13 protein-coding genes and 1 tRNA gene are annotated in these 12,482 nt (G+C 61.0%); 6 read left to right on the top strand and 8 right to left on the bottom strand.

The features are described from left to right. Window positions 1–223 precede the first annotated feature (223 nt). Together Q1A51_RS07205 and Q1A51_RS07200 are read right to left on the bottom strand one after the other, a co-directional pair. Entirely contained in the window at window positions 224–1,357 is a 1,134-nt protein-coding gene (locus Q1A51_RS07205) for a slipin family protein (RefSeq protein ID WP_299598151.1), read from the bottom strand. Between the two features lie 408 nt (window positions 1,358–1,765). Further along, window positions 1,766–1,841 (bottom strand) — tRNA-Arg (locus Q1A51_RS07200). A 293-nt stretch (window positions 1,842–2,134) separates the two neighbouring features. Between Q1A51_RS07200 and Q1A51_RS07195 the strand changes: the two genes are divergently transcribed. After that, the gene (locus Q1A51_RS07195) at window positions 2,135–2,344 is read left to right on the top strand and encodes a hypothetical protein (protein WP_299598154.1); all 210 of its coding nucleotides are present in this window, start codon (window positions 2,135–2,137) and stop codon (window positions 2,342–2,344) included. 104 nt (window positions 2,345–2,448) lie between these two features. After that, the gene (locus Q1A51_RS07190) at window positions 2,449–2,883 is read left to right on the top strand and encodes a RidA family protein (RefSeq protein WP_299598157.1); all 435 of its coding nucleotides are present in this window, start codon (window positions 2,449–2,451) and stop codon (window positions 2,881–2,883) included. 208 nt (window positions 2,884–3,091) lie between these two features. On the opposite strand, the gene Q1A51_RS07185 is transcribed toward Q1A51_RS07190, so the two are convergent. Beyond that, the gene (locus Q1A51_RS07185; protein ID WP_299598160.1) at window positions 3,092–3,886 is read right to left on the bottom strand and encodes a crotonase/enoyl-CoA hydratase family protein; all 795 of its coding nucleotides are present in this window, start codon (window positions 3,884–3,886) and stop codon (window positions 3,092–3,094) included. Between the two features lie 102 nt (window positions 3,887–3,988). Between Q1A51_RS07185 and Q1A51_RS07180 the strand changes: the two genes are divergently transcribed. Then, complete coding sequence (locus tag Q1A51_RS07180) at window positions 3,989–5,092, top strand: pyridoxal phosphate-dependent aminotransferase (RefSeq protein ID WP_299598163.1); 1,104 nt, start codon at window positions 3,989–3,991, stop codon at window positions 5,090–5,092. Next, entirely contained in the window at window positions 5,073–5,360 is a 288-nt protein-coding gene (locus tag Q1A51_RS07175; protein ID WP_299671221.1) for a hypothetical protein, read from the top strand. The genes Q1A51_RS07180 and Q1A51_RS07175 overlap by 20 nt, the downstream gene beginning before the upstream one ends. Before the next feature lie 37 nt (window positions 5,361–5,397). Here the strand turns inward: Q1A51_RS07175 and Q1A51_RS07170 are convergent, their stop codons facing one another. Both Q1A51_RS07170 and Q1A51_RS07165 read right to left on the bottom strand, forming a co-directional pair. Then, window positions 5,398–6,138, bottom strand: coding sequence for a class I SAM-dependent methyltransferase (locus Q1A51_RS07170; RefSeq protein WP_299598167.1), 741 nt, complete (start codon window positions 6,136–6,138; stop codon window positions 5,398–5,400). A gap of 58 nt (window positions 6,139–6,196) precedes the next feature. Beyond that, a complete protein-coding gene (locus tag Q1A51_RS07165; protein ID WP_299598170.1) occupies window positions 6,197–7,405 on the bottom strand; it encodes an aminotransferase class V-fold PLP-dependent enzyme in 1,209 nt (402 codons plus the stop codon). 155 nt (window positions 7,406–7,560) lie between these two features. Here Q1A51_RS07165 and Q1A51_RS07160 point away from each other — a divergent pair, with 155 nt between their 5' ends. Continuing rightward, entirely contained in the window at window positions 7,561–9,429 is a 1,869-nt protein-coding gene (locus Q1A51_RS07160; RefSeq protein WP_299598173.1) for an ABC transporter ATP-binding protein, read from the top strand. On the opposite strand, the gene Q1A51_RS07155 is transcribed toward Q1A51_RS07160, so the two are convergent. After that, window positions 9,426–10,094 (bottom strand): TIGR04283 family arsenosugar biosynthesis glycosyltransferase, encoded by a 669-nt coding sequence (locus Q1A51_RS07155; protein WP_299598178.1) that lies wholly within the window; start codon window positions 10,092–10,094, stop codon window positions 9,426–9,428. The two genes, Q1A51_RS07160 and Q1A51_RS07155, sit on opposite strands and share 4 nt — an antisense overlap. A 65-nt stretch (window positions 10,095–10,159) precedes the next feature. Here Q1A51_RS07155 and Q1A51_RS07150 point away from each other — a divergent pair, with 65 nt between their 5' ends. Further along, complete coding sequence (locus Q1A51_RS07150; RefSeq protein WP_299598181.1) at window positions 10,160–10,900, top strand: folate-binding protein; 741 nt, start codon at window positions 10,160–10,162, stop codon at window positions 10,898–10,900. Between the two features lie 11 nt (window positions 10,901–10,911). On the opposite strand, the gene Q1A51_RS07145 is transcribed toward Q1A51_RS07150, so the two are convergent. Both Q1A51_RS07145 and efp read right to left on the bottom strand, forming a co-directional pair. Further along, window positions 10,912–11,607, bottom strand: coding sequence for an alpha/beta hydrolase (locus Q1A51_RS07145; RefSeq protein ID WP_299598184.1), 696 nt, complete (start codon window positions 11,605–11,607; stop codon window positions 10,912–10,914). A 266-nt stretch (window positions 11,608–11,873) separates the two neighbouring features. Further along, window positions 11,874–12,437, bottom strand: a complete 564-nt coding sequence (gene efp / locus Q1A51_RS07140) for an elongation factor P (protein WP_189369669.1) — start codon at window positions 12,435–12,437, stop codon at window positions 11,874–11,876. Window positions 12,438–12,482: the final 45 nt, after the last annotated feature.

Here is a 12,482-nt window from a genome sequence, read left to right as displayed (position 1 = left end):
GCCTGCCCATCGCTGACGTCATCGACGTGGGCGAAAAAATCACACCTCAAAAACTCCAAGGAGCCCCCACCCGCCTCAAAGAACTCTGATCCTTCTTCATCTTGCCAGACAAACTTCGGGGGTTTGGGGGCAGAGCCCCCATTCAAAAAAAATCGCGTCGCGGCTTGCCCGCGCCCGCAAGAAAATGGGCCGACCCGGGATCACCCCGGATCGGACCTTTGCTTCAGTCCTCCAGCCGGACGATGTCCCGCATCAGCCCCTCGGCCCCGTTGTGTACGGTCAGCCGCTCGACCTTGCCGGCAATCGTTTCCAGCGCTTCCAGCTCTTTCAGTCGCAGCATGACGGGATGTTCCGCCATGACCTTGGCCGTGTTGAGCAGCGACCGTGTTGCGTTCGTTTCCTCGCGCCGCCGGATCACGTTGGCCTCGGCCTCTTTCTGGGCCGCAACCACCTGGTTCAGGATGTCCCGCATCTCGCCGGGCAGAATCACGTCCTTGAGCGCGATCTCACCCACCTCGATGCCCAGGGCCGCCATGTCGGTCCGCACCTGAGCCGCGGCATCCGCGCTGACCGACACCTTGTCGGCCAGCACCTCGTCCAGCGTCAGCGCCCCAAGAGTTTTCCGGAACGCCAGCTGCAGCGACAGGTGCAGCGCACCGACAAAGTCCCGCGCCTCTGCCACCGCCCGCATAGGGTCGGTCACCCGGTAGTCGGCCGACAGGTTCACCCGCAGCGACACCCGGTCCCGGGTCAGGATCTCCTGCCCGCCGACCTCATGAGCCTGCCACCGTGTGTCAACCAGCTTGACCCCGTGCTTCCGGCCCAGCATCCAGAACCAGTGCGTGCCCGAGGGCAGCTGCCGCGTGACAACCCCGTCGATCGACAGGATGCCCACATGACCGGCCGACACCTCGGTCGAGGTCAGCGCCCGGGTCAAACCCGACCGCATGAGCCGCTGCGCCAGCGCAACAGGCACCTCGTGACCCTCAGTCAGGTCAATCCGATCCACCGTCCACGGCCCTGCATCGGTCCAGACAAAGGTCCGCTGATCAGGTGTCACCACCTCGAACGCCCGGCCATCCCGGTTCAGGATTGCCACCTCATCGGTTCCGGTCCGCACCTCAGTCAGGTACGCATGGGCCAGATCGGGCCGCGTTTTCACAAGCGCGTCGATATAGTCCGACTTGAAGTGAGGCTCCGACATGTCGAACCGCAGTATGTCGGTGTTGCGCCATGCAATACCGTGCCGTCCGGGCCCGAGAATGGTGTCAAACCGGCCCTTGCGCATCACCAGCGCCCGCTCGGTTTCCGTCAGGGTCAGCATCCGCCGCCCCATCACAAAATCTATCAATGTCATGTCGTGTCTCCTTCATATCTTTCGGATCATCGTCGTCGCAAAGCGCGAACTCCTTCTTGGTTTCAGAGGGTTGCAGCCATCATGGCTGACAGGTGTGAAGCCCGGTCACGGGCGGGAAAGACCCGGAGCCGCCCCGCGCCAAAACCAAAGGTGGGGCCGCAACGAGAGGACGTCTGAACACCGGTCGGGGCATGGGGTGGATCGAAATCCACCCGGCCTGGACCTGCGCCCGCGCGCCATCAGTCACGTGCCCGACCCGAGGTCAGAGCAGGTGCGGATACCTTGGCGCAATGCCCGAAGCCATCATGCCGCGAGGTCCGCCCTGCTGGGGCAACCCCGGATCCAAAAGTGTGAGAGCCTTTGACAGCCCTTGTGGGAGTCGAACCCAAAGTGTTTCCACTTTACCCATGGTCGTTGTGACGGGAGTCGAACCCAAGACACTCAGATTCGCAGTCTGATGCTCTACCGATTGAGCTACACATCGTGCGTGGACCCAAACCACGTCCCTTGGGTCAACCCGGCCCTGGTATACGAGGTCGGCAGCGCCGCCCGCACCGGAAGAGTGATCACCTCTTGCCGCTAGGGTCCGACCTGAACTGTCGGGAGGCGCTGTATCCATGGGATGCAGGATTCGCTCAACAGTGGAAATGACGCTGCGGAAACCCTGTGGCCGCAGCGCAACAATATTGCGCACTTGCGCAACAAATGAAAAGGAAGGGGTGAGATTGTGGCCTCATAGCCCTGCAAACGCCCCTGACCACAGCACAAGATTTCGTCTTGCTCGACAAGATCCAAAGATCGCGCCGCTCCTCGGTCACACGAGGCGCCTTTGCCCCACCATTCAAAGACAAGGCCGACCGGCAGGCAAATCGCCGCATCGTTTGGTCCTTCCGGGCGGTGCCTTACACACCACGTCCAGAGCGTTTTTGGATGATCCGCCGCAAGGTCAGCCCCTCGCCCATCGTGCTGGAAATGTGGGTACAGTGAACGCCCCGAGACTTTCCATCGCTTGCGTGGTTTCAAAGCGGTAAGGTCGCCTTGCAGCATTCGACATTCGACCACCCCCTGTTTCAGGGCTGAAAGGGCGCAGCATGGCAAAGAGCTTCGATCCACCCAATATCTGGAGCCCGTTCGGGGCCTTCTCACAATCCGTCATCTCGGGTGGCGGAAAGACGATTTACCTCAAAGGACAGGTCGCACTCGACCGTGACGGCGAGATTGTCGGTGACGGTAATATGTCGGCTCAGGTGACACAAGTCTTGCACAACGTGGCCGACATCCTTGGCGCGATGGGTGGACAGATGAGCGACATCGTGTCCCTTCAGCAATTCACGACGGATATTCAGGCGTTCATGCAGTGCGGCGAGATCAGGGCGAACTTCTTTGAAGCGCCCTTTCCTGTGACAACCACTTTGGAAGTGTCGTCCCTTTATGATCACAGACTGCTGATCGAGATCACCGGTATCGCAGAGATCCCTCAGGACCGCTTCATCATGCCTGAAACCACGCAGGAGATGCATCGATAACTCAATTGAAAGCGCGATCCGGCTTTCAGTTTTGCCGAAGTCGAGCGCCACAGCATGTGTCGAACGCACCAAGCGCGTGCTTCATTCAGTTGCTACACGCCTGTGGATCACCCGGCTGACAGGTGCCCAATGATCAGAATGTCTGACAGGCGGCACTTGCATCGCGCCATTCATCCGCATGCAACCAAGGAATATCCGCCCCCGCGCCTCAGGTTTTGAACACAGGTGGCCGTTTCTGCATCTGCGCCGCGACAACCTCCATCTGCTCGGGCGTGCCCATCAGTCCCGCCTGCGCGCGGCTCTCTTCCAACAGGATGTCGTCAGGCGCGTGCGTCTGTGCATATCCGATCAACGCCTTGGCCGCCCGCAAGGCAGCTGGTGATTTCAACGTCAGCGCCTCAGCCAGTGCCATCGCCGCTGCCAACGGATCATCCGCCAGTTCAGTGACCAGGCCCCAAGCCTCTGCCTGCTCGGCTGAAATCGGCTCTGCCGTGTAGGTGAGCTTGCGCATCACATCCGACCGCAACAACCGTGGCATCAACACCATGCCGCCCATATCCGGCACGATGCCCCATTTCATCTCCATCACCGCGAACCGCGCATCGGGTGCCGCGATCCGAATATCCGCGCCAAGCGCCAGCTGCATCCCGGCACCGAAACACACGCCGTGCACAGCGGCAATGACGGGCATGGGCACGCGGGTCCAGACCATGGACACCTCTTGCCACTGGTTGGTGGTTCCGTCCCCATGGGTGCGCGGCATCATCAAATCAACCGGGTCCTTGCCGATCATGGCGCCCAAGCCGCCGATGTCGATGCCTGCGCAGAAGCCTTTGCCCTCGCCTGAGATCACGCAGACGCGGGCGTTGCTGGCCGCCACCTCGTTCCCGGCGGCGATGATCCCGTCAATCATGGCCTGATCCACCGCGTTCATCTTGTCCGCGCGGGTCAGGCGCACATGGGCGATGTGGTTTTCGTAGGTAACGGATACACGATCTGACATGGGCAATCTCCTTTGACAGCGAGAGAAGCGCAAACCGGCATCCCATACCAGCAGAACGTAAGGGCATTGCCCGCCATGGCGTGCCGCGCTACCCCTCTCGATATGACCGATCTTCGCCTGACCCCGCTCGCCGCCAGCCTGCCCTCTACCGTGCCCTTTGTCGGCCCCGAAGCACAGGAGCGCGCACGCGGTGCCGCGTTCGAAGCGCGGCTGGGCGCCAATGAAAGCGTCTTTGGCCCCTCGCCCAAGGTTGCCGAAGCCATGGCGGCAGTGGACCTCTGGAAATACGGCGACCCGGAAAATCACGATCTGCGTCAAGCACTTGCCGCACATCACGGGATCGATGCGCAGCATATCATGGTGGGCGAAGGGATCGATGGCCTGCTGGGCTACCTCGTGCGCCTTTTCGTGGGGCCGGGTGACCATGTCGTGACATCGCTGGGTGCCTACCCGACCTTCAACTACCACGTTGCGGGCTATGGCGGCACGCTGCACACCGTCCCCTACAGCGACGACCATGAAGACCCCGAGGCGCTGTTTGCCAAGGCAGCAGAGACCGGCGCGAAGCTGGTTTACCTTGCCAACCCGGACAACCCCATGGGCACGTGGCATGATGGAAAGACGCTGGAACGGGCGCTGGATCGATTGCCCGATGGCTGTGTTCTTGTTCTGGACGAAGCCTATATCGAATGCGCGCCACCGGGCACGGCGCCGGAGATCGATCCGGGCGACCCGCGCGTGATCCGCATGCGCACCTTTTCCAAGGTCTATGGTCTTGCGGGCGCGCGCGTCGGCTATGCCATCGGGGCAGCCCCCCTGATTGATGCGTTCAACAAGGTGCGCAACCATTTTGGCATGAACCGCGCCGCACAGGCCGGAGCGCTGGCCGCGCTGCAAGATCAATCCTATTTGGGCCATGTCCAGGAGCAGATTGGCGGGGCGCGCGATCGCATTGCCCGGATCGCAAGCGACAACGGGCTGGCCGCCCTGCCCTCGGCCACCAACTTTGTCGCCATTGATTGCGGTGCGGATGGCGCTTTTGCCAAGGCCGTTCTGGACGGGCTGATCGCGCGCGGCATCTTTGTTCGCATGCCCTTTGCCGCGCCCCAGAACCGCTGCATCCGGGTCAGTTGTGGCACGGCTGAAAACCTCGATGCCTTTGCCACGGCGCTCCCGACCGCTCTCAATGACGCGAGAAAGGGCTGACAGGGCGGTTTGCCGTATTATAGTCGATGGGGAGAACCCGGAGGCCGCAGTGGACGATCACAACATCGGAACCGCGCCCAACTACAAAAACGCCTGCATCGTGATGTTCGGGGTGAACATTACGTGGATCCTGGTTGCGATCTGGGCGATCTGGGGCCTGATTGCGGCAATGCTGCTTGGTCTGGGTGTGAACCATCTGATTGAGCGTGGCAAAGTCTGGGCCGCGCAGCGACAGGCGGCGTCCATCCGCAGAGGCAAACAGATCTGAAGACCGCGCAGCGCACGCGCGGTGCTGTCCGGGTTGGCTAGTCCAGCCTTTTTAGTTCTAGAATGATCTCGGGGCTGCGGTCGTCAAATGCTTCCCCGTTCCAGTCCCCGCTTACCGAATGAACGGACAGGCCCGTGCGCGCTGCCAACCCCTTGATGGCAGAGAGAGACAGAAACCGAAGGCAGCTTTGCGTGGACAGCGCCTCGTGCCCGTTTTGGAACGCGTAGCTCTCGGAAAAGGTGACGAACTCACCTTCGACCGATTGGACATCATGGGTAACTTGCAGAATGCGCCCGTCCGCAAGTGTCTTGGGCGGCCCGGCATGTTCCGGGGTCCAGCGCAGCCAGGGCTTTGCCGCCGGGTTCCGGGTTTCGAACCAAAACGAAGCACCCGGTGCCAGACGTTGCGCCATGTTTTGAAACAGGCCCATGATCTGATCGTCGCGCAGCAGACACTGGAACGCATGCCCGGTCATGACGACAGCATCGAAGCGCATGTCTGGATCCAGATCGGACACCTCACCCACAACCCAACGCACATCTTCAGCCCCCGGTTTGGCCCGTGCGGCAGCAATCATCGCGCCGGCCGGATCGATGCCAGTGACAGCGTAGCCTGCAACCGACAGTTCGATCGCGAACGTCCCTGTGCCGCATCCAACATCAAGGATGCGGCTTGGCGGGTCGGGCAACTGCGCGCAGTAGAAATCAAAATCATTCCGCGACGCGTTCACGGTGTCATAAAGCTCTACGAGCGTCTGTTCCTTGTAGTGTTCATCCATATGCTTTGCCTGACCATCGGCCTGTTGCTGTTGTACGCTTTGCCCGGGGCGTCCGCATTCAGACGTCAGCGATCACTCCAGCCGCAGCGTCCAATGCGCCGCGCCCATGTGGAACGCCCAGAGCCGACAACCCGGCCTCGATCCCGCCGAGCAGGCCCATGATCATGTGTCCGTTCACATGCCCCATGTGGCCCAAGCGGAAAAAGCCGTGCCACGCCGGGTCACCGGGAGGTGCCATGCCCAGCCCGATCCCAAGTGTCAGCCCAAGGTTTTGTTCGGTCCAATCACGCAGCGCGGTGGCATGTGGGCTTTCCAGCCGCAGGGCCGTGACGGCACAGCTGCGGTGCGCGCGATCCACGACGTTCAGCTCAAGCAGGCCGTCCTCGCCCCACGCCTCGCATGCGGCCCAGATTGCGCGGGCCAGTTTGGTATGGCGCGCCCATATCGCCTCCATCCCCTCGGCATGGATCATGTCCAAAGCGGTGCGCAGACCGTAGAGGTGATGCGTGGGCGCGGTGCCATTCCAATACATGTAGAATTCTTCGGGATTGGCCCGGGGTGACCAATCCCAGTATTTGCTGACACGTGGCATCGCGCGGCGCATCGCGTCAGCCTTATCATTGAAGAAGACGAAGGCCATGCCCGGCGGGACCATGAGCCCCTTTTGACACCCCGCGACCATCACGTCAGCGCCCCAGGCGTCCATCTCGAATGCGTCGCACCCCAGTGACGCAATGCAGTCGGCCATCAACAGGCCGGGATGCCCGACCTCATCCATCACCCCCCGCAAGGCGGCAACATCGTTGCGCACCGAGGTCGAGGTATCGACATGAACGGCCAGGACCGCCTTGATCTTGTGCGCTGTGTCCGCGCGCAACGCCTCGGCAATCTGATCCATGTTCCACGGCGCGCGCTTGCCGAAATCGAGGATTTGCGCCGTTGCGCCCAGCCCCTCGGCCATTTCAGCCCATCCATGCGCAAAACGGCCCGTTGCGGGCACGAGCACGGTGTCGCCAGGCGCAATCACGTTGGCCAGGGCCGCCTCCCATGCCGCGTGGCCATTGCCGATATACATGGCCAGGTGCCCCTGGGTTCGGGCCACGGCTTTGAGATCTGGGACCAGACTGGCCGCGATATCCACGATCTCGCCCGCGTAAATGTTCGGCGCGGCGCGGTGCATGGCCTGCAAGACCGCGTCGGGCATCACCGAAGGGCCGGGAATGGCCAGATATTCGCGCCCCGAACGACCTTTGGATGGTGATGTCATGAATGCTCTCCGCCATGTAATTGACCGGCGCACCGTAGCGCGCAGCGTCCCGGCGTCAATCGGTCTGCTGCGCTTGCCCCCCAGCGCGCGCCGCGCTAGAGCTTCCATCCAACGTCCCTTACCGGAGCGCGGCGTAACGCCGACAGACACCACGCGTGACAGAGCCCAAAGCCCCCTTCACCCCCACCGAAGATTCCCGCGAGCTTTTGAGCTGGATCTGGCGCGGCTATCTGAAGAAACACAGCGGCCTGATGAGTGTGGCGGTTATGTTCATGCTGATCGAAGGATCCATGTTGGGTGCCCTGAGCTACCTGATGCAGCCCATGTTCGATCAGGTATTTGTTGAGGGTGATTCAGCCATGCTGGTCTGGGTCGGCGCTCTTGTCGTCGGCATCTTTATCGTGCGGGCCACGTCATCGGTTATCCAAAAGCTGATCCTGACCCAGGTGGCGTTAAAAACATCGGCCGCTCTGCGTATGGACCTTCTGGACAGGATCATGCTGCAAGACGGCGCATTTCACCAATCCCATCCACCGGGCTATCTGATCCAGAGGGTACAAGGTGATGTTGGGGCTGTGGGCAATGTGTGGCGTGCGATCATCACCGGCGCGGGGCGTGATTTCCTGGGACTGATCGTCCTTCTTGGCGTAGCAATCAGCGTCGACCCGATCTGGGCGATGCTGGCGCTGATTGGTATCCCGGTTCTGGTGCTTCCAGCCGCGATGGCCCAACGCTATGTGCGTAAACAGGCACGTAAGTCACGTGATCTGGGTGCCGGTCTTTCGACCCGTCTGGACGAAGTTTTCCATGGGATCGTTCAGGTCAAGCTGAACGCCCTTGAAGCCTATCAGGCGCGACAATATCGTGGGCTCACCAATCGGTTCATCAGAACCGAAACACGGACCGCATTTGGTGGGGCCGCCATTCCTGCGATGATTGACATGATTTCGGGCGTCGGGTTCATGGCTGTGATCCTGTACGGCGGGTCCGAGATCATCTCGGGCGACAAGACCATCGGCCAGTTCATGACATTTTTTACAGCAATGGGGTTTGCCTTTGACCCAATGCGGCGACTTGGGGCAATTTCAGGTCTGTGGCAAGCGGCTGCGGCGTCCATTGAACGGGTCAAGGAATTGATGGATACACCGTTGGCGTTGACATCCCCGCCGAACGCCAAACCTGCACCGGCTGGTGTTCCGGAAATCCGCCTTGAGAATGTCGAATTGTCTTATGGTGAGGCACCGGTTTTGCGTGGTGTTTCTTTGATAGCCAAGCCCGGAGAGACAACAGCTCTTGTGGGTGCATCCGGTGCCGGAAAATCCACCGTCTTTAATGTGCTGACGCGGCTAATCGATCCGCAGTCTGGTACCGTCTATGTCGGCGACACTCCGACAACCGAAATGGACCTTGAAGCCCTGCGTAGCCTGTATTCGGTGGTCACGCAGGAAGCACTGCTGTTCGATGAATCCCTGCGGGAAAACATCCTGCTTGGGCGCACCGACGTGAGCGACGAACGCCTCAAGGAAGTATTGGATGCCGCGCATGTCACCGACTTCGTGGAAAAGCTACCTGACGGATTGGAAACACATGTCGGCCCACGCGGATCGGCTTTGTCTGGCGGGCAGCGGCAACGGGTGGTGATTGCGCGCGCCCTGCTGCGCGACACGCCCGTCCTGCTGCTGGACGAAGCAACCTCGGCGCTTGATGCGCAATCTGAAAAAGTGGTTCAGGACGCGCTTGATCGGTTGTCCGCAGGGCGCACGACATTGGTGATCGCTCACCGGCTTTCGACGATCCGCAGCGCGGATCAGATCATCGTCATGGATCGCGGCGAGGTTATGGACACGGGAACCCATCAAGAGCTGCTGGACCGCGGCGGCATCTACGCTGATCTCTACCGCCTGCAATTTAAGGATGGCAAAACAATCATCGACGCACCGCTGTCTGACGTGCTGGGCGATCGGGACGAGAACAACGCATCAAAGGGCCTGTTCATGCGGCTGAGGTCGCGCTTGTTCGGCTAACGTCGATAAGCAGCTGCCAGCACCTCGGGATCAGCACCAGCCAGGTATCGGGTCAGCGTCCAGAGATTGCGTGCCCCGCGGCGCACCCACCCTTGACGGCGGTACTTCTCGGCACTGGTCACGGCTGTCGCGTCAAGCGGGACAAGCTGGCCGCGCAAGGCACGGGCGAGTGCCACATCCTCCATCAGCGGAATGTCGGGATAGCCGCCCACACGGGCGTAGAGATCGCGGCGGATCAACAGGCCCTGATCCCCGTAAGGCAATCCAAATAGGCGTGCGCGCAGGTTGGCCCACGCGGCCACCGCGCGGCCGCCCCGATCAAAGCGCAGCTTGAAGTACGCCGCGTCCCGTTGGCCCAAATGGGCCGACACAACCTCGGACCAGCCAGGCGACAGAACGGTGTCTGCGTGCACCACCAGGAACCATTCTGCCCGGGCAGCCTCGCATCCGCGACGTAGCTGTCCGCCCCGCGACGATGGACCCGTCACGATGTTGCCCCCCCAGGCATCCGCGCGTTTCAGCGTGTCATCGGTTGAACCGCCATCGCTCACAACCAGCTCGGCAATAAGGCCTCCATCCACACCCTCCATCAAGGCGGCAAGGGTTGGACCCAGTGCAGCCTCGGCATTCAGTGTCGGAATGATGACGGAGATCGGCGCAGGCACTTCGGCCCCTTTCGGATGGAGTTCGCGCTGCTATATGACAAGAGGAAGATCGAAAAGGAACACCCATGTCGCGCCGCCATATCTTTCGCCTGTCAGGGCCTGACACGCACAGCTTCCTGCAGGGGCTGGTGACCAATGATGTGGATGGGCTGGCCGACGGATTGGTCTATGCCGCCTTGCTGACGCCGCAGGGCAAATACATCTCTGATTTCTTTCTGGCCGCCGACGGGGACAAGGTGCTCCTGGATGCGCATGAAGATCATGCCGATATGCTGCGTCAGCGGCTGAGCATGTACAAACTGCGCGCGAACGTCACGCTGGAGGATACAGCGCTGCACCTGCACCGCGGGCTTGGGGATACTCCAGAAGACGGGCTCGCAGACCCGCGCCACCCCGATTTGGGTTGGCGCGCCTATCGTGATGCGCCACAGGCCGAGGACGACACGGATTGGACAGCGCTGCGTGTTGCGCACCTGATCCCTGAAACAGACGTGGAGCTCACGTCCAACACATTCATCCTTGAGGTCGGGTTTGAGGCCTTGCACGGCGTGGATTTCCGCAAAGGTTGCTATGTCGGACAAGAGGTGACCGCCCGCATGAAACACAAGACGACCCTGCGCAAAGGTTTGGCACAGGTGGATGTGACCGGGGATGCCGCGCCGGGGACCGAGATTTTGGCGGATGGCAAGGCTGCCGGGACGCTGTTGTCACGGGCCGGAGATCGGGCCATCGCTTATCTGCGTTTTGACCGGGCCAAAGGCACCATGCAGGCCGGGGAAGCCACCGTTACGCGCAGCGACGGCTGAAGCGGCTTCTTTCAAGTCTGGCGTATCTGCTGCAATGAACCAAGCCTGCGGGTCAGAAACGCGTCGATCTGCACTCGCACGGTCTCTGGCATTTCCAGTGGCAGGTTATGCCCTCCATCAAGCTCTAGCAATTCTGAATCGACGATCCCTGTTGCAAGCGCGTTCATACCCCGACGGGTGGCGCGGTTGCGCGTGCCGCGGACCAGAAGTGTTGGAGCCGCGATTTTACTGAGCCGACCCCGCCCGTCATAGGCCGCAGCGGCGCGCATCTGATCGGCAATCGCATCAGCGCCCCAATGCGGGATTTGCGCACGCAATTCCCGAGCGACGGTTTTTGGCTCACCTACCCCGGTCAGACCGGCGAGATGGCGCGGCGGGATGCGTTTTAGGACCGCCGGAAGGACACGCCCTGCAAGTCGACCCGCAAACGTATCGACAACCGTTGGGACAGCTTCGATCAGGATCAATGCCGCAGGCCGGGTGCGCGCGGCCAGTTCCAAGGCGACCATCCCCCCGAGAGAGTGCCCAACGAGTACAGCTCCGTCGGGTGCGAGGGGCTGCAACATGTCGGCATATGCTTCGACGCGCGCATCCGTTTCGACTGCGGGCAAGTTCGGTGTCTGGGCCAGAGGCAAACCATCAATGACCTTCCGCCAGGTTGCACAGGTCAGGCTGGCACCATGTAACCAGAGGCTTGGCCGTATCATGAGAGGGGAGTGCGCTGCGTGCGTCATGGACTGTTTTCGGGACACCGTTCTGAAATGGCCAGGCTCATGTTGGTGATGCGTGCCCCGCAACTGCATTGCGTGCAGCTATTGCAGGCTTTTCGGGATGATCAACGACCTTGAGCAGCTGTGGCAGATACCCGCGCAGTGAGTTGTCAAAGCGACCGCGTCTGGAAACGAACGGCACAAACAGAAGGCGGGGCGCAATGCGCCCCGCCGAACCGTCTATAAAGACTGATGCAAACGCCTCAGGCGCGTTCCGCGTATTCCATCGTTTCGGTGTTCACGATAATGTCTTCGTCCTGTCCGACAAAGGGCGGCACCATCACCTTGACCCCGTTGTCGAGGATTGCGGGCTTGAACGAGTTCGCCGCAGTCTGGCCTTTCACAACCGGCTCCGTCTCGACGATCTTGCAGGTGACTTTCTGCGGTACGGTCGCGTTCAGCGCTTCTTCCTCGTAGAATTCGACCACGATGGTCATGCCGTCCTGCAAGAACGGGCGCCGGTCGCCAAGAAGTTCGGCAGGCAGTTCGATCTGTTCGTAGGTGTCGGCATCCATGAACACCAGCATCCCGTCATTCTCGTACAGGAATTGCTGGTCCTTCTGCTCCAGCCGGACCCGTTCAACCTTGTCGGCGCTGCGGAAGCGTTCGTTCAATTTCGATCCGTTGCGCAGGTTGCGCAGTTCGACCTGGGCAAAGGCCCCACCCTTGCCGGGCTTGACATGATCCACCTTTACCGCGGCCCATAGACCATCGTTGTGCTCAAGCACGTTTCCGGGGCGGATCTCGTTTCCGTTGATTTTTGGCATGTGGCAAAACCTTGACGAAAGGTTGATGAAAAGTTGTTGGTCCCT

This window comes from uncultured Tateyamaria sp., from assembly GCF_947496075.1.
Classification (GTDB): domain Bacteria; phylum Pseudomonadota; class Alphaproteobacteria; order Rhodobacterales; family Rhodobacteraceae; genus Tateyamaria.
Note: the sequence above shows the minus strand (reverse complement) of the source record. Positions and strands in the feature narration are given on the sequence as shown.

Bases quoted from the DNA above. Each gene is read 5' to 3' on its own strand.
- Q1A51_RS07205 (WP_299598151.1), bottom strand. From the start codon at position 1,357: ATGACATTGATAGATTTTGTGATGGGGCGGCGGATGCTGACCCTGACG.
- Q1A51_RS07190 (WP_299598157.1), top strand. From the start codon at position 2,449: ATGGCAAAGAGCTTCGATCCACCCAATATCTGGAGCCCGTTCGGGGCC.
- Q1A51_RS07185 (WP_299598160.1), bottom strand. From the start codon at position 3,886: ATGTCAGATCGTGTATCCGTTACCTACGAAAACCACATCGCCCATGTG.
- Q1A51_RS07180 (WP_299598163.1), top strand. From the start codon at position 3,989: ATGACCGATCTTCGCCTGACCCCGCTCGCCGCCAGCCTGCCCTCTACC.
- Q1A51_RS07175 (WP_299671221.1), top strand. From the start codon at position 5,073: ATGACGCGAGAAAGGGCTGACAGGGCGGTTTGCCGTATTATAGTCGAT.
- Q1A51_RS07170 (WP_299598167.1), bottom strand. From the start codon at position 6,138: ATGGATGAACACTACAAGGAACAGACGCTCGTAGAGCTTTATGACACC.
- Q1A51_RS07165 (WP_299598170.1), bottom strand. From the start codon at position 7,405: ATGACATCACCATCCAAAGGTCGTTCGGGGCGCGAATATCTGGCCATT.
- Q1A51_RS07150 (WP_299598181.1), top strand. From the start codon at position 10,160: ATGTCGCGCCGCCATATCTTTCGCCTGTCAGGGCCTGACACGCACAGC.
- Q1A51_RS07145 (WP_299598184.1), bottom strand. From the start codon at position 11,607: ATGATACGGCCAAGCCTCTGGTTACATGGTGCCAGCCTGACCTGTGCA.
- efp (WP_189369669.1), bottom strand. From the start codon at position 12,437: ATGCCAAAAATCAACGGAAACGAGATCCGCCCCGGAAACGTGCTTGAG.